Source organism: Paenibacillus sp. CF095 (genome assembly GCF_900101225.1).
In the GTDB taxonomy this organism is placed as follows: Bacteria; Bacillota; Bacilli; order Paenibacillales; family Paenibacillaceae; genus Paenibacillus.
The window spans coordinates 315,331-331,490 of record NZ_FMZN01000002.1; the positions used below are offsets into that span (position 1 = coordinate 315,331).

The following is a 16,160-nucleotide window of genomic DNA, read 5'->3' on the forward strand; positions in this document are numbered from 1 at the left end:
AAAAACAATTTGTAAAATGATACAAAATGTATCATTTTAAGGTTATACTCAGTACATAAACTCTCTTCAGGTGCACTCGTTGTATAAATCGCAAGGGGGAATCGTGTGTGAACATTGTTATTACAGGGGCTTCTGGATTTGTGGGATTTAATCTTTCACAGTATTTGGCGCAAAAGGGGCATCGAATTACCCTTCTGGATCGGGATGATTATTGTCAGAGGCTTGTTCATATCTCTCCTCTGCACGAGATGCCGTTCATCTGTTGTGACCTTGCATCGGACCGGATTCATCTACCTCCAGGAACAGATTACATAATTCATCTGGCGGCCATGCCACACGTGGATTATTCGTATCATCAGCCAGGGGAAGTTTTCCGCAATAATACACTCAGCACACAGGCTATCCTGCAATATGCTACGGAACATCACATTCCAGTCTTGCTGGCTTCGTCCGTTGAAGTGTATGGCGGCGATTGGGGCAGAGTCTATCACGAATCAGATCCATATGCGCCCATCTCTCCTTATTCCGCGTCCAAAGTCGCGTGTGAAATGCTTGCTCACTCTTACGCTCAATGTTACCAGCTTCCAGTCAAACTTTTTCGTTTGACCAACCTCTATGGTCCATGGCAATTACCAGACCGTATTATTCCCCGAAATTTTGGTCGGATGTTGGACGGACTGCCTCTGGATATCCAGGGATCGGCAGTGCGTGATTTCTTGTATGTAGATGATGCCCTCCGGGCCATTGAACAGATCATGTTGAAAGGCAAAGACGGACAGGTCTACAATATATCGACAGGACTTGGAACAACCATGCAGGAGATCGGGGAGATATTGAAACCAATGTATCGATCCTTAGCTGCTGTAGAGATTCGGGAGCAAGAACCAACCCAGTCCAGAGGGTCCAGTCTGGTCGTGCATTCAGGCAGATTACGGGCGGAATTGGGATGGTTACCTCAAACCACATTGGAAAAAGGATTGGAAAAAACCTTCCGTTGGTATCAGGAACACCCCGAATGGGTCAGACAGTTCAGCCGTGAATACCATACAACAAGGGAAACGCGCAGTTTCATTATCGATATGGCAAGATACGCAGTTCCAGCCGTATAAAATACACAAAAAAAGCCAGGGAAGGGTGTATTGAGTAACACCTTCCTTGGCTTTTTTGCGCCTCCGTCTCATTTTCGGATAGCTTTCGAACACGGACGGTTAGGCTATTTTAAAACAATCTATTGCACGAAATCTTCGTGCTTTCTGACTTTTGCATCAAAAGGATCTAGTGATCTCTTTTAACGTCGGCAATTTTATCCTGTACAGCACCTTTGGCTTTGTCTTTTTTACCCTCAGCCTGAAGGGATCTGTTATTGGTTGCATTACCGATCTGATCCTTCACTTCGCCTTTGGCCTTGTTTACGCCTGCTTTGATTTTATCGCTAGTTGAATTACTCATATCGAACATCTCCTTCGTTTCTGGTGTAGTCCTTATTAACCGGGATGTCTGCATTCTAAACGCATAGGGTGTGTTCCAAGTTTTGCATTCGTGACGCAAGAGGTTCATACTTGAACAAGAAATGATGTCATTTCAGGAATAAGGCTGCACCCCTAGCTGCATAATAACGACAGTGACCAATTTCGTTGCATGAAATTCATGGTTTTGGAAAACAATTCCTGAATTATTCAGTTGAAAAAAACCTTCCTTGTGTACATATCGCACATATGGTCATATGGGATCTTGTCTTCATACCACATGTGGTAGGATGACGGATCCGGGACAGGAGAATAATCGATTTTAATCCGACCGCAATGCTTGACAAAAAAATCGATTTTGCTACAATGTTCACAATATCTTCACAAGTGTAAAAAATTTCTTTTTCATGTTCATGTGTAAGAGGTGTAATATAAGGGTATAGAGTTCGGTTTCGGCCTGCTTGTCGTTTTGTGCGTCAACACATGTTGTCCGCAATAGATCCAAGATACAATGCATGATATGGGAGTGGCCCTGAGCTACGCTCATCCTATTGTGTGAAATTTGGTACATTTAGATGTATTCGATGTATTTTGTGGTTCGGCTCTGCTTGACAGGCATCATGAAAGTCGCGGACTTCTATCCCAAAGTAAAGGAGGACTTTCTCTTATGTCACAATCGCCTACTCAACAAGAGGTGCCAGTTACAGAAGGTGCCAACGTTTCCGAGCGCCAGTCCTTGGACGTTCTGGATCAACTGATGAAGCCTGAGGTACAGGAGTCTTTAACCGTTCTGGTGGAGAACCTGCCTAAATTGGCTGAAATGGTTACTGCTATGACCAAAGCTTATGACTTTGCACAAAGTGTAGCAACAGACAAAGTTCTGATCAGCGACACAATGAGCGCAATGGGCGAGTTCGCTAAGCCTGTTGTAGACAAAGCTAAAGGTGTAGCTTCTGCTGCCATCGAAGCCAATGACCGTGCGCAAACAGAGCAAACTTCAGTTGGTTTGTTCGCTATGCTGAAAATGCTTAAAGATCCAAACGTACAACAATCGCTTCGTTTTGCTCAATCTTTCTTGAGCATCTTGAACGAGCGTCAACAACCGAAACGTTAAGACTTAGAAGAACGGAGGATGGATATGTCGAAGCAAATTTTGATCTTGGGTGGAGGATACGGCGGTCTGTTGACTGCATTGACTGCGCGTCAATACTTGTCTCCGGAAGAAGCGACAATTACTGTCGTGAACCGTTACCCTACACACCAAATTATCACGGAACTGCACCGTCTTGCAGCGGGAAGCATTGCTGAACAAGCAGTTGCTCTTCCACTCGAAAAATTGCTGCGTGGCAAAAACGTGAACTTGAAAATCGATACGGTGGATACTATCAAGCCGGACGAGAAGAAAGTTCTGATGACCAGCGGCTCCACATACTCTTACGATGCACTTGTCGTTGCTCTGGGCAGCGAAACGGCATTCTTCGGAATTCCGGGATTGCAAGAGTACAGCTTCACGCTCAAATCGGTTAGCGATGCAAACCGTATTCGTGCACACGTTGAAGCACGTCTTGATGCTTACAAACAGTCCGGCAACAAAGCAGACGCTACGTTTGTTATTGGTGGCGGCGGCTTGACAGGTATTGAGCTTGTTGGCGAATTCGCTGACCTGCTTCCTGCAGTATGCCAAGAAAAAGGCATCGACTTCAAAGAAGTATCCCTGTACACAGTTGAAGCAGGTCCTTCCATCCTGGCAGGATTCCCGCCGGAACTGGTTGAGCGTGCTAAATCAAGTCTTGAGAAACGTGGCGTTAACTTCATCGTTGGCGTAGCGATTACCGAGATGAAAGAAAACGAAGTTCTGCTGAAAGACGGCAGCTCCATCCCTACGAACACACTCGTATGGACAGGTGGCGTACAAGGCAACGCTGTTGTTGCTAACAGCGGAATTGAAGTGGATCGTGGCCGTGCGAAAGTTACGGAAGTTCTGCAATCTACTTCTCACAAAGACGTGTTTGTTGCTGGTGACAGCGCAGTGGTCTTCCCTAGCGAAGGCGCTCGCCCTTACCCTCCAACAGCACAATTGGCTTGGCAAATGGGTGAGACTATTGGTCACAACTTGGGCGTTATGTTCAAAGGTGGCGCAATGGAATCCTTCACACCAGTATTCTCCGGTACGCTGGGAAGTCTGGGTCGTAAAGATGCTGTCGGCATGATCGGTGGCAATCAGACTCGTCTGAAAGGTCTGCCTGCAACCATGATGAAAGAAGCAAGTAACATCCGTTACCTGGCTCATATTCACGGTTTGTTCGCACTGGCTTACTAATCTTCATGCCATTCAAGGGCGCCCTTTTGGGCGTCCTTTTTGGTTGTCAAGATTACAAAGATTAACAGATATTCAGATAGGAAAAGGTGCGGCTGAAGTGGTCGATGTGAGGTCGCGTATAAAGTACCTAGGGGATATGGCATATTAATGGGACAACGGAAGACGTCACATTTCATAGAGGTACTGAACGGGCATGGACATGAAGCCGGCGCTTAGAAGCGCCGGCTTTCGTTTAAATTATAGGATGAGCATCTTTAAATAAAAGGAACGGGGAGCAACAACAAGCCATCCGTTCAACTGAGAGGAGAAATGACGTATGAACGTTTTAGTTATAGGAGCGAATGGACAAATCGGTAAGTTTGTGGTGGAGCAGCTGGCACAGGAAGGCAAACATAAAGTAACGGCTTTGATCCGCAAACCGGAGCAGGCGGGTACACTGAAGGAACTCGGTGCAGATGTGGTAATTGGTGACCTGGAGGGTAGTGTGGAGGACTTGGCTGAGGCAATGAAGGATCATAATGCGATTGTGTTTACGGCGGGTTCTGGCGGATCTACCGGTCAGGACAAAACACTGCTGATTGATCTCGACGGTGCGGTGAAAACGATGGAAGCCGCAGAGCAGCAAGGAATCTCCAGATATATTCTGGTCAGTGCGTATGGCGCAGATCAACGGGAGAAATGGTCAGAGTCCATTAAACCTTATTACGTGGCGAAACATTATGCGGATCGTGTGTTGTTTGCAAGTGATCTCAATTACACGATTATACGTCCAGGTGGTCTGAAGAATGAACCGGGCACAGGCAAGATTGCAGTTGGAACCGATCTGGAGCCAGGAAGCATCCCGCGTGAAGATGTAGCCCGCGTAATCGTGGCTTCTTTGCAGGAAGAGAAGACGTACCGGATGGCCTTTGATCTGATTGCCGGGGAGCATCCGGTTGAAGATGCCTTGGGCAAATTGTAGATGTTATTGTAAGATAACGGGAGAATGAAATGATGGGGATGAGGGGGAGCGCTGCATGAACGAAGCCGTGCTGGTCATAGAGGATGAGCCCAAAATAGCACGTCTGCTTGAACTGGAACTACAGTATGAGGGATATCAGGTAGGCAAGGCGGGTAGTGGAACAGAAGGACTGGAGAAGTATGCAGAAGGACAGTGGGATCTGATTCTGCTTGATGTGATGTTGCCTGGTCTGAGTGGAATTGAAGTGTTGCGGCGAGTTCGGGCCAAAGATGCTACGGTTCCGATCATTATGCTCACTGCCAAAGATTCTGTGGAAGACAAAGTATCCGGCCTGGATCTCGGAGCCAATGACTACATCACCAAGCCGTTCCAGATTGAAGAGCTGCTTGCCCGAGTTCGGGCCGCATTGCGGCTTAGTGCAGTGGCGTCGGTTGTTTCTTCCGCTTCTTCGTCTACTCCGGCTGATAAGGGGAATGACTCGTCTGGGCATCAGGATGAAGCTGAGGCAGGCTGGTTGACGGCTGCCGGGTTGAAACTGAATGAAGGAACGCGAGAGGTATCCCGAAATGGTGTGGCCATTGAGCTTACTCCACGTGAGTTCGACCTGCTCGTGTATCTGCTTCAGAATCAACGTCAGGTGCTCAGTCGTGACCAGATTGTGCAGGCCGTGTGGGGATACGATTATTATGGAGATACCAATGTGGTGGATGTGTACATCCGTTATGTGCGCAAAAAGGTGGATAACGGATTCACACCGCCCTTAATACATACCGTACGGGGCGTTGGATACGTCCTGAAGGAACAGTTATGAGCCTGCGCAGTAAAATCTACGGATATTCGTCTGTATTATTTGCTGTGCTGTTAATCGCGGTGAACCTGTCGGTCTACATCGTGTTTGAACGGATGTCGATTGATAACGAGGTTAATCGGGTGGAAGCGGAAGCGGAGTCTATTGTCAAAGGAGTGCGTCAGTCTGCCGGCTCCATTCCGCCGGATGACTTGTTGCGGGCCTACGCGCCTGTGAACGGCATGCTTCGGATCGTTAATGAAGACGGCACCAGTTCCCCGGTGACAACAACAGCAGCTTCCGAGCAGCTGAGCAAGCTACCTTATAAGTACGAAAGTGAGAAGAAATCGGAGTATACCCAAGTTGAACAGATTGGTTATGTGTGGGTATCAGTCCCGGTCATCTGGCCTGATGGCGAGGTGGTGAATGTACAGGTCACTGAGAGCATTGCAGAGACGGAGAATCGTCTGTCTGTACTTCGGACTGTGCTTGTGGCGGTCACGATTATTGCTCTGATCCCAGCCATTATCTCCAGCCGGATTCTGGCGAATCGGATGACCAGACCGATTCAGCAGATGACACGCACGATGAGTGACATTCAGTCCAGCGGCCAATTCAAGCGTCTTCCACTGGAGGAAGGGTCGAAGGATGAACTGAAAACGATGGGACAGACGTTTAACCGGATGATGGATCTACTCGAATCCAACTTTGAACGACAAGAACGGTTTGTATCCGATGCATCTCATGAGCTCAAAACACCGCTGACCATTATTGAAAGCTATGCCAGTCTGCTACAGCGGCGAGGGAAAGAGCGGCCCGAGGTATTTGATGAAGCGGTGGAAGCGATTCTGTCCGAATCGGTTCGCATGCGAGAGATGACCGAGCAACTGTTACTGCTCGCGAAGCAGCCAGAGCAGTGGAATGTACAGTTGGAGCGTGTGGATATTACGAGACTGGCAACAGACTCCACACGTGCGTTTCGCGAAGCCTATCACCGCGAAGTCCGGTGTGAAGATCCAGGTCCAATCTGGGCGATCAGCGATGAGAGCAAGCTGAAGCAGCTGTTGTTTATTTTGCTGGATAATGCCCGGAAGTATAGTGAAGATGCAATTGAAGTCAGGCTGGAAGCCAAGGGACAAGAGTGCCGAATTCGGATCGTGGATACCGGAATTGGTATGCGGGAGGACGAGCTGGAGAAGGTATTTGACCGATTCTACCGGGTTGATCCGGCCAGAACACGTAGCTTAGGTGCAAGCGGTTCAGGTCTGGGATTGTCACTTGCCAAAGAGCTTGCAGGAGCAGTTGGAGCACGGATCGAACTGACCAGCACCGAGGGTGAAGGCACCGAGGCTTCGATTATTTTGCCTTTATCGGTTCAGAACGGGCCGCTCTCATGAAATTCTCATTCTTCTCTTATATACTGATAAGCATCAGATCAACTGGGGATGATAAGAGAGTGCATAGGGGGAAACGTGATGACAGAGCATGAGCAGCGACCACCGGAGATGAAACGGCATGAACAAGGGAACAGTGGATGGGCGAAATCGCGAAGATCACTCTGGTGGGGTGCAGGGCTTCTCGTTGTGCTGATTGTGGCAGCTGTTGTATGGTGGAAGCCGTGGCAATCGACGGGTACGGTACTTACGGCAGATGCGGCAGCTCAATCCGTACTGGATCAATATCCAGGTGAGATTGTGAATTCCACGTTGAAGGACGGCACGTATATCATGCAGCTCCGTTCGGAGACCGGACTGTATGACGTGCAGGTGGATGCCGTCACGGCTACCGTGAATTCCATCAAACGGCTGGAGTCGAACCCACAAGCGGAAGAGAAGACGTTATGGAGCCGCGAGCAGATCAAGACGGCGTTGTTAAAACAACAAACAGATAACCAACTGGTCTCGCTTGAACTTGTCGAGCAGCAAGGCAGTCCGGTATACACCGCGGTCGTGAAGGCGAAGGATAACAGCCGTGAAGAACTTACGATCGATCCATATACGGGAGAGACGATATCTTCCAAAACAATAGCAACTCCGACAACTGAACCAACAAAGGATGATCCCAAACCTCAGTTTCTGAGCGAGAAACAAGCCAAGCAGAAGGCACTTGCGGAGGTCCCGGGGGAAGTGGACGACATCGAATTGCGTGGAACCAACAGCGGGAATCCATATTATCTGGTTGAAATTGATCTGGAGGATGGCCGGGAAGCCATTGTGCAAGTGAATGCCATCTCAGGAGCAATTCGTTCGGTGACTTGGGATGAGGACGATGATTAACATTTGTACAGGAATCCATTGAATATAGAGTTACACCTTGTTGGATAGATGATTCCTAATTTAGGGGTCATCTTTTTCATTTCTTTTAGATTACATACATAATGAACTCTCATTAAATGAGCATTCTCTTCATTTTCTCATCAAATTCTAATCTAACTCTCGCTGATCTCTCATTCCTGCAGGTTATTCTATAAATGTAGACGAGAACGAAACAACAAACGAGGAGATGAATGATGATGATGAACAAACATAAACTTTGGATTGGTAGCTTGTCAGCAGCAGTATTACTTGGTGGATCAGCCGTAGCGGCTAGCGGGAATGTGAACGGACAATCGGTGCAAACTACACCAACGTCAACAACACAATCTGCAACACAGAATCAGAACAACACAGGTAAAATGCTGAATGCATCACAAGCAAAAGCGTTGGCGTTAAAAGCAGCCGATGGTAAAGTGGATGACGTGGATCTGGAGCGTAGAAACGGCCAAACGTTCTATGAAGTTGAGATCGACAGAAAAGGAACCAATGATGTTGTCGTTCGTCTGGATGCTTATACAGGCAAAATTCTTGCGGTCGTGAATGATGAAGACTACGATGATGACGACGATTATAAAGGTACTGCAACAGGTAACACGTCTAATAACCCTGCTTCCAAGCAGGTCAAATTGACGGCATCCCAAGCTTCAAATATTGCGTTGAAACAAGTTACGGGTGGTAAAGTAACCAAAGTCGAGCTGGATCATGATGATGGTCGCTATGTGTATGAGATCGAGCTGAGAACCGCTCAAGGTGAAGCAGATGTAGATATCGATGCCAACACAGGTAAAGTGTTATCGTTTGACCAGGATTTTGACGACCAAGACTAAGCAATAAGGGCGAGAGTACGCCGATAAAACATCATATAAAAACCTGCCTATCAACAGCCGCACACAGCTAGAGATCGTTACATCATGGAGGGGCAGGGCAGGTATAGCAGAGACGCTTCGGGGGAAGCGTCTTATTGCTGTTGATGAAGAGAATGGAGTATGAAATTGTACATCTTCCGCCGGATTGTTCACTATCCGAGCAGGAACGTGGCGGATACAATCGGAATCAAGGAGGTGAATGCCCAGCCAATCTTGCCAAGAATTCTATTGCTAAAATGCATCATCGATCGGAGGCAGATGAGACATATCGATTTTATTTTATGTAAGCGCTTCACAAAAAATATGGAGGTGCATTACGATATGGCTATGAACGATGGATGGTTGAAAAAGAATACACATTCACGTCGCTTTACCCGCCGCTTAAGTTATCTGCTTGCTTTGGTTTTGGCGCTGCAATCAATAGGTATGCTGCTTGCACCCGGACCGAATGCTTCAGCTGCTCCGCTCAGTGTAACGAACGGGATACAGTTCAAGGATACCAATGGCAATGTCGTTCATGCTCATGGGGGCGGGATGATCAAGGCAAATGGGTATTATTATTGGTTTGGGGAGAATCGTAATACGAATGGAACGTTCAAGGCAGTATCGGTGTATCGTTCATCGGACCTCAAGAACTGGGAGTATCGCAATGATGTGCTCACCAGTAGCTCGGCAACGGAGCTAAATATCTCCAACATTGAACGCCCGAAGGTTATCTACAACAGTGCTACCGGCAAATATGTGCTGTGGATGCACAAGGAGAATGGTCTGGATTATGGCGAGGCCCGAGTGGCCGTAGCTACTTCTAATACGGTTGATGGCAATTACACGTATGTGGGCAGCTATCGTCCACTTGGGTATGATTCCAGAGACATGACGGTATACAACGATAACGGAACCGCTTATCTGATCTCCGCGACCCGAGTGAATGCAGATCTGAATATATATAAGCTGACCCCGGATTTCCTCGGTGTGGAATCCCTTGTCACAACACTGTGGCCCGGACAATATCGAGAAGCACCTGCCCTATTCAAAAAAGACGGCGTCTACTTCCTGATCACCTCGGGTGCGACCGGCTGGAATCCAAATCAGGCGAAATATGCGACAGCCTCCAGCATTACAGGCACATGGAGCGGTCTCAGCAACTTTGGAGACAGTACAACGTATGGTTCTCAATCGACATATGTCGTTCCGGTAGAAGGTTCACAGACAACCTCCTATCTCTACATGGGTGATCGCTGGGCTGGAGCGTGGAGTGGGCCTGTGCAAGATTCCAAGTATGTCTGGCTGCCACTTTCATTCCCAAGCGCAACCAGTCTGGCGATGAATTGGGCCAGTAGTATTACGATTGATACAGCAACAGGTACCGTAACTGGAGTGAATACCCCGGATGTCTGGGACCCAAATGCTTCATATCAGCTGATTAGCCGTAAAAGCAACAAGTTGCTAAATGTCATCGGGGGTTCTTCCGCCAACGGTGCGGATTTGGAGCAGCGAGCAGATGGGGGAACAACAAGTCAACAGTGGCAGATTACCGATGCGGGTGGCGGTTATGTCAAAATCATCAACCGTTCCAGCGGTAAGCTAATCGGTGTGGAGAATGGTGCCACCACTGATGGGGCTGTCATTGAACAGTGGAATGATGGAGGGTGGGCCAGCCAGCAATGGCAGCTCGTCCATGTAGGTGGTGGTTATTATAAACTGAAAAACCGCAGTACAGGCAAGGTCTTGGACATCTCCGGTCAATCTTTGGCAGATGGTGCTGCGGCCATCCAGTGGACGGATAATGGGGGTACGAATCAGCATTTTCAGATTGTTAAGGTGCAGTAAGACGTTTTAAATATTATAAAATAAGGTTCAACATAAAGTGGAAGCCCCTGTCTCTTACCATAAGGTGGGACAGGGGCTTTGTGATGTATTAGAGCTTGTTACGTGATGCTCTTACTCGAAAGGGATATCCAGTTGATGGCTCATATCGTGACCTATTTCCGATCATTACCATCCCAATCTGTGGTAAACTAGTAGAATTGTAGAAAAAGATAGAGACAGGAGCTGGATAACGAAGTGAGTGAACAACAAGTGCTATCCATTGAAAGCTTACGTATGAGATACAACGGACGTTATGTGCTGAACGGCATCGATCTGGAAGTGAATCGCGGTGAGATGATTGGATATATTGGTCCGAATGGGGCTGGCAAAAGTACGACGGTTAAGATTTTACTCGGGCTGGTTGAAGGATATGTAGGCACGGTACGAATCTTTGGTAAAGATATTGCGGATGGGGATGTAGAGTACAAACGCAGAATCGGTTATGTTCCGGAGGTCGCGGAATTGTACGAACAATTAACGCCTGCGGAGTATCTGACTTTTACGGGGGAGTTATACGGCATGTCCTATGAAGATGCAGATTACAAAGCCAAGCTATTGATGGATTGTTTTGGACTGGAAAAATCATATCATTCCCGCATTGCATCCTTTTCTAAAGGTATGCGTCAGAAAGTGCTGTTAATCTCTGCGCTGCTGCATGACCCGGATCTGCTATTTCTGGATGAACCACTCAGCGGATTGGATGCCAATAGTGTGATGGTGGTCAAAGAGATTTTGTCACAATTGTCAGCCAAAGGCACAACGATCTTCTATTCTTCACACATCATGGATGTGGTGGAGAAGATCAGCAGTCGAATTGTACTGATCGCTGAAGGACGCGTGGTGGCAGACGGTACGTTCAAGCAGCTCCAACAGCAGTCCATGGAAGGGACGTTGGAGGAAGTATTCAATCAATTGACGGGCTTCAATGAGCATAAAGCCATTGCGGAGCGTTTTGTATCGATTGTGCAGGAGGTGTACTGATATGGAGGAATCCTCCGACTTCCGCACACTCAAGATTCTGGATCGCTTTCGTCCGATCATCGCCAGAACAGGGGCGGATTATGATGTGCTGCGCCTGATTTTGCGGGTGAAATTCCAGATGGATCAACGCAGAGTACCTACCATTTTGTCCAACAATTCAGGGAAAAAAGAGCGCAAGGAAGGGAATCAGTTTCTTCGTTCCCTGTGGTTGTATGGATTAATGGGACTGATGATGCTCCCCTTCATCGTCTGGGATACGGGGCATTTCATGCTTCAGATGGGTCTTGTGTTTGGTATCTTAATGTTTATGATCATGACGTCCATGATCTCGGATTTTTCCTCCGTACTGCTGGACATTCGGGATCGTAATATTATTATGACTAAGCCTGTTAATGGGCGAACGGTAGGTATGGCCCGAGCCATCCATGCGGGCGTATATCTGCTACTGCTGACGGGTTCATTAACCGGTATACCGCTAATTGCCGCGTTAGTGACGCATGGGATCGGATTCTTTCTGATTTTCCTTGTAGAACTGATTCTGATCAATATGCTGATTCTGGTGACAACGTCTCTGATCTATCTGTTCATGATGAAGTTTCTGGATGGCGAGAAGCTGAAGGATATGATCAATATGGTACAGATTTTGCTTTCCGTGGGGATTGCGATTGGTTATCAGCTGGTGATTCGTTCGTTCAGTATTATTGACTTTGGTATGGTATTTACCCCGGCTTGGTGGCAGTTGCTGCTGCCTCCGTTATGGTATGCGGCTGCCTATGAATGGTTATTCGCAGGGGGCGGGAATGTGTGGATATATACCTTCACAGCATTGGCAGTCTTGGTTCCGGTGGTAAGTCTGATCATATATGTGAAGCTTATGCCTTCCTTTGAGTTGTATTTGGAAAAAATGGCACATTCGGGTCAGTCCTCCGGACGCAGACGCGGAAGATGGGATCGTTTGATCTCCAAGGTGGTCAGTCGTTCCAGAGAGGAGCAAGCTTGCTTCCGTCTGTCAGCCAGCATGATGCGCAACGAACGGGAATTCAAGCTGAAGGTGTATCCATCGCTTGGTTTATCATTTGTTTTACCTTATGTATTTTGGTTTACCGAATTACAATCTTCTACCTGGGCGGAGTTTAGGCAAAGTTCGTTTGTATACACCTTTTACATTGTGCTGATGCTGGTTGTAACGGTTGTGGTCATGTTGAAATTTTCGGGACAATATAAGGCGTTCTGGACCTTTCGCGCTGCACCGATGGCGAACGATAGCGCGTTATACAAAGGCGCTCTGAAGGCGTTCTTGTGCAACATGTTCCTGCCTATATTTCTGGCAAATGCCATTCTGTTCACCTGGGCATTTGGATCACGGATACTGCCGGATATTGCGATAATTTTGTTGACGGCGACCGCCCTTGTCCCACTGGCAGGCAAGTTGTTGCTGCGTAAGCCACCGTTCTCCCAATCCTTCAGTATGGCGCAGCAAAGTGATGGTTGGTATGTATTTGCCGCCCTTCCTGTGCTTGCCATGTTATGGGGAGTCCATGTCTTTTTCCGTTCGGTATCGGGGGGCATCTGGATCTACGGTGCGCTACTGATCGTAGCGAATGTGTTACTATGGACGCTGCTGTATCGAGAGAAGAAGACAGCGAAGAAGATGCCGGTTGCAGTTTGAGAATAGAGTAGTAGAGAAAGAGAGTAAGAGGACTAAACAATAAGAGAGGGTAAAAGAGCTAACCTGGACACGGATGTCGGGGTTAGCTCTTTTTGATAGGTGATACTACCCCATAGAACCCTCGTCCGCAGCGCTAACGAACCTGAGACAACCTATTCAGGGTAAAATTCTGAAATATAAATTCTAACGAACCTCAGGAACGCTATTCTTCGGAAAAGTAGTTATTTAGCTTGAAAAAGGACCAAACTAGGCACAATAACGTGTCTGAGATTCGTTAGATATTAGATCCATGCTAAAAGGGGCTTATAACGTGTATCAGGTTCGTTAAAATGGAGTGAAGCAGTGGAGGCTCTCTTTCGGTACGTCGAAATATCTAAATCGAGTGAAGCCCATAATGAGTTCCAGGTAATACTATAACTTTGAATCAATAGGGAGACGGCCGATGTGTTGGCGGTGTGAATATACTTAGGTGGCAGGGTGTTTGTATATAGAAGCTGTATCCAATTTAGTAATAAGGACTAGCAGTAACGTCGCGCCCAGCAAGCAAATATTAGGTTCAGGTATGTGGGGACACATGAGTACGCAATCACCCGCGTGAATTGTGGTAGAAGTGAGTAATCTAACGGATGGTTCTGGACTTGTTTACGGCTAGGGGTCTGCTATTGGAACGGTTCTTGATCTGTATCTTTGGGCAGAGTGGGGTGCCCTATTTCTTATAGCCTGATCGAAGGATGGATTCCGCCAGCCGATCGGCTGCATCCGCTGTGGAGATCGCAGATTGCGTAGCTTCTGCGTATACCTTGCTCAGCGTGCCTGCAATCCCCGCCACCTTTTGGCGGATCAGGTCAGGCCCCGCGCCTTCCAGCTCGTAGGCGGTGGAGATGATCCCGCCTGCGTTGAGCACATAATCAGGCGCGTACAGGATACTGCGCGCCTGCATGCGGCCTGCAACCAGCTGTCGTTCACTCAGCTGGTTGTTGGCCGCCCCGGCAACGATGGAGCAGCGCAGCTCCTCCACCGTTGCCGGGGTCAGTACGCCCCCTAAGGCACAGGGGGCGAAGACCTTGCAGTCAGCGGCGTGGATATGGGCCGGATCGGCCGGGATGGCGCCGCTGAACTGCACAAGGGCACGTTGTACACGCTCCGGTACAACGTCTGCCACAATGAGCCGTGCCCCGGCTACATGCAGGTAACGGCACAGGGCATACCCGACCTTGCCCAGTCCCTGGACAGCAACGGGAATGCCCTGCAAAGATGCAATGCCTTGCTGGCGCAGCGAGGTCACAATGCCGATGTGTACACCGTAGGCGGTCATCTCGGCAGTGAAGTCATCCTGCGCCCCAAGTGAACCCGTGGTGTCCGTCACATGTGCGGTCTCCAGTCGGATCTGGTCCATGTCTGTCGCCGTGGTACCCAGATCAAGACCTGTCACGTACCGTCCGTTCAGCCGCTCCAGACAACGACCCAATGCGCGAAAGCGCTGCGCCCGCCTGGATACGTCCGTATCCAGGCTCTTATCTATACGATCAGCAACCTGATCGGCGGCGACTTCTCGTTCCGTGGCAGCGCTCTTTTGCTGCTCTACCCCTAGATCTCCAGCGACTTGCTCACCACTAACAGACCCGCAACCATCCACATCCGGTTTTGCACTCTTCGCAAAGGGTGAATCCCATATGACCACTTTCCCGCCACCATACGGCAGTCCTGAGATTGCATTTTTGTACGTCATGCCTTTGGCAAGCTTCACAGCATCCCGAACAGCTTCTTCCTCGGACGCGTACGTCCAGTAGCGGCATCCGCCGAGCGCAGGTCCAAGGACCGTGTTATGAATGGCAATGACCGCCCTCAATCCACTATCTGCATCATGGCAAAAAATGAGTTCCTCCATGCCTTCCCGCTCCATCTCCTGCCATAGCTGCATGACGGTACCCCCTTTTTTTTTTGACCCATCCATCCTGGTTCTGACCTGATATCCTGTGCCAGCGTGCTTGGCTTTATGATGATACAGCATATTCAAAGACCCTCGTTTTCGACCCTGGGACCTCCGCTGGGTTGATAATCGGTACAAACGGTTCTATAATTGCAGTTCCGGCATGCCAGAGAGCAGAAAATGCCTACGGATTTACATTCAACCGTTTAGAATGAGGGCATAACGTCCAATGATGGAGATAGAGCGAACATACAGGAAGCATAGATGAAACGAAATCGTCGAGGATATGCAGCAAAGGGCCAATTTCGTTGTGAAGGCCAGGAAAGAGGGGTTACGATTGTTTAAAATATTGGTATTTATCTTTTTGATCCAGATTGTGTACGTATCGGCTTATACACTCCGGATGATTCTGACACTCAAAGGACAGAAATATATCGCCGCACTGATCAGCATGGGTGAGATTGTGATCTATGTGCTCGGTCTGAATCTGGTGTTAAACTATCTGAAACAACCGGAGGCCCTGATTGTATATGCGGTAGGTTACGGATTGGGTGTGCTGCTCGGAGCGTGGATTGAAGAAAAGATTGCGCTCGGTTATATCACCGTTAAAGTAATCTGTAATCAGCTGGATGGAAGCGTCGCGAATGCCCTGCGAGATAAAGGATATGGCGTTACTGCCTGGGTGGGTAGTGGACGTGATGGAGATCGGCTCGTGATGGAGATTCTGGCGAAACGAAAAAACCAGAAACTGCTCTATCAGACGATTCTCAGCCTGGACCCGAAAGCATTTGTCATTACCGTGGAGCCCAAACAGTTCCATGGCGGCTTCTGGACACGTTCCATCAAAAAGTAAAATCGAGCAGGTCTGCAGCAGATGCAGTCCTGCTTTTTTGGTTTCATTTTACCCGAGATCTTCTTGTTGCCACGATATATCCCTGAAACCTTACCCCCAAAGTTAACTTCGTACGATTCAAGGTTGTTTACAGTACAAACCCT

At 48.3% G+C, this 16,160-nt stretch carries 15 protein-coding genes; 13 read left to right on the forward strand and 2 right to left on the reverse strand.

Going from position 1 to position 16,160, the window contains the following annotated elements:
- The first annotated feature begins 107 nt into the window (after positions 1-107).
- On the forward strand, positions 108-1,109 hold the full coding sequence (locus BLS69_RS20710; protein ID WP_176872900.1) for an NAD-dependent epimerase/dehydratase family protein: 1,002 nt from the start codon (positions 108-110) through the stop codon (positions 1,107-1,109).
- Positions 1,110-1,275: 166 nt separating this feature from the next.
- On the opposite strand, the gene BLS69_RS20715 is transcribed toward BLS69_RS20710, so the two are convergent.
- Positions 1,276-1,449, reverse strand: coding sequence for a CsbD family protein (locus BLS69_RS20715; protein ID WP_017691655.1), 174 nt, complete (start codon positions 1,447-1,449; stop codon positions 1,276-1,278).
- Between the two features lie 684 nt (positions 1,450-2,133).
- Between BLS69_RS20715 and BLS69_RS20720 the strand changes: the two genes are divergently transcribed.
- From BLS69_RS20720 to BLS69_RS20770, 11 genes are all read left to right on the forward strand, one after another.
- Positions 2,134-2,580 carry a DUF1641 domain-containing protein gene (locus BLS69_RS20720; RefSeq protein ID WP_017691658.1) on the forward strand — a complete coding sequence of 149 codons (447 nt, stop codon included), beginning with the start codon at positions 2,134-2,136 and terminating at the stop codon, positions 2,578-2,580.
- A gap of 24 nt (positions 2,581-2,604) precedes the next feature.
- Positions 2,605-3,786 (forward strand): NAD(P)/FAD-dependent oxidoreductase, encoded by a 1,182-nt coding sequence (locus tag BLS69_RS20725; protein WP_036606574.1) that lies wholly within the window; start codon positions 2,605-2,607, stop codon positions 3,784-3,786.
- A gap of 316 nt (positions 3,787-4,102) precedes the next feature.
- Entirely contained in the window at positions 4,103-4,747 is a 645-nt protein-coding gene (locus BLS69_RS20730; protein ID WP_091035729.1) for an SDR family oxidoreductase, read from the forward strand.
- Between the two features lie 55 nt (positions 4,748-4,802).
- Positions 4,803-5,558, forward strand: a complete 756-nt coding sequence (locus BLS69_RS20735) for a response regulator transcription factor (protein WP_091035732.1) — start codon at positions 4,803-4,805, stop codon at positions 5,556-5,558.
- Positions 5,555-6,931: a sensor histidine kinase gene (locus tag BLS69_RS20740; RefSeq protein WP_091035735.1), complete on the forward strand. Its 1,377-nt coding sequence runs from the start codon at positions 5,555-5,557 to the stop codon at positions 6,929-6,931. Before BLS69_RS20735 ends, BLS69_RS20740 begins: the two co-directional genes overlap by 4 nt.
- Positions 6,932-7,009: 78 nt before the next feature.
- Positions 7,010-7,810, forward strand: a complete 801-nt coding sequence (locus BLS69_RS20745) for a PepSY domain-containing protein (protein ID WP_176872902.1) — start codon at positions 7,010-7,012, stop codon at positions 7,808-7,810.
- Between the two features lie 236 nt (positions 7,811-8,046).
- Complete coding sequence (locus BLS69_RS20750; protein ID WP_176872904.1) at positions 8,047-8,676, forward strand: PepSY domain-containing protein; 630 nt, start codon at positions 8,047-8,049, stop codon at positions 8,674-8,676.
- Between the two features lie 134 nt (positions 8,677-8,810).
- Positions 8,811-9,002, forward strand: a complete 192-nt coding sequence (locus BLS69_RS20755; protein WP_091035743.1) for a hypothetical protein — start codon at positions 8,811-8,813, stop codon at positions 9,000-9,002.
- A 34-nt stretch (positions 9,003-9,036) separates the two neighbouring features.
- The gene (locus tag BLS69_RS20760; protein ID WP_256332371.1) at positions 9,037-10,545 is read left to right on the forward strand and encodes an RICIN domain-containing protein; all 1,509 of its coding nucleotides are present in this window, start codon (positions 9,037-9,039) and stop codon (positions 10,543-10,545) included.
- Between the two features lie 234 nt (positions 10,546-10,779).
- A complete protein-coding gene (locus BLS69_RS20765; RefSeq protein WP_047840868.1) occupies positions 10,780-11,565 on the forward strand; it encodes an ABC transporter ATP-binding protein in 786 nt (261 codons plus the stop codon).
- Position 11,566: 1 nt separating this feature from the next.
- On the forward strand, positions 11,567-13,234 hold the full coding sequence (locus tag BLS69_RS20770) for a hypothetical protein (RefSeq protein WP_091035745.1): 1,668 nt from the start codon (positions 11,567-11,569) through the stop codon (positions 13,232-13,234).
- 706 nt (positions 13,235-13,940) lie between these two features.
- Here the strand turns inward: BLS69_RS20770 and BLS69_RS32860 are convergent.
- A complete protein-coding gene (locus BLS69_RS32860) occupies positions 13,941-15,155 on the reverse strand; it encodes a Leu/Phe/Val dehydrogenase (protein WP_143023602.1) in 1,215 nt (404 codons plus the stop codon).
- A 346-nt stretch (positions 15,156-15,501) separates the two neighbouring features.
- Here BLS69_RS32860 and BLS69_RS20780 point away from each other — a divergent pair, with 346 nt between their 5' ends.
- The gene (locus tag BLS69_RS20780; protein WP_036671622.1) at positions 15,502-16,017 is read left to right on the forward strand and encodes a DUF2179 domain-containing protein; all 516 of its coding nucleotides are present in this window, start codon (positions 15,502-15,504) and stop codon (positions 16,015-16,017) included.
- Positions 16,018-16,160 lie beyond the last annotated feature (143 nt).

Coding starts and splice junctions, on each gene's coding strand:
- BLS69_RS20715 (WP_017691655.1), bottom strand. CDS start 1,449: ATGAGTAATTCAACTAGCGATAAAATCAAAGCAGGCGTAAACAAGGCC.
- BLS69_RS20720 (WP_017691658.1), top strand. CDS start 2,134: ATGTCACAATCGCCTACTCAACAAGAGGTGCCAGTTACAGAAGGTGCC.
- BLS69_RS20725 (WP_036606574.1), top strand. CDS start 2,605: ATGTCGAAGCAAATTTTGATCTTGGGTGGAGGATACGGCGGTCTGTTG.
- BLS69_RS20730 (WP_091035729.1), top strand. CDS start 4,103: ATGAACGTTTTAGTTATAGGAGCGAATGGACAAATCGGTAAGTTTGTG.
- BLS69_RS20735 (WP_091035732.1), top strand. CDS start 4,803: ATGAACGAAGCCGTGCTGGTCATAGAGGATGAGCCCAAAATAGCACGT.
- BLS69_RS20740 (WP_091035735.1), top strand. CDS start 5,555: ATGAGCCTGCGCAGTAAAATCTACGGATATTCGTCTGTATTATTTGCT.
- BLS69_RS20745 (WP_176872902.1), top strand. CDS start 7,010: ATGACAGAGCATGAGCAGCGACCACCGGAGATGAAACGGCATGAACAA.
- BLS69_RS20750 (WP_176872904.1), top strand. CDS start 8,047: ATGATGAACAAACATAAACTTTGGATTGGTAGCTTGTCAGCAGCAGTA.
- BLS69_RS20760 (WP_256332371.1), top strand. CDS start 9,037: ATGGCTATGAACGATGGATGGTTGAAAAAGAATACACATTCACGTCGC.
- BLS69_RS20770 (WP_091035745.1), top strand. CDS start 11,567: ATGGAGGAATCCTCCGACTTCCGCACACTCAAGATTCTGGATCGCTTT.
- BLS69_RS32860 (WP_143023602.1), bottom strand. CDS start 15,155: ATGCAGCTATGGCAGGAGATGGAGCGGGAAGGCATGGAGGAACTCATT.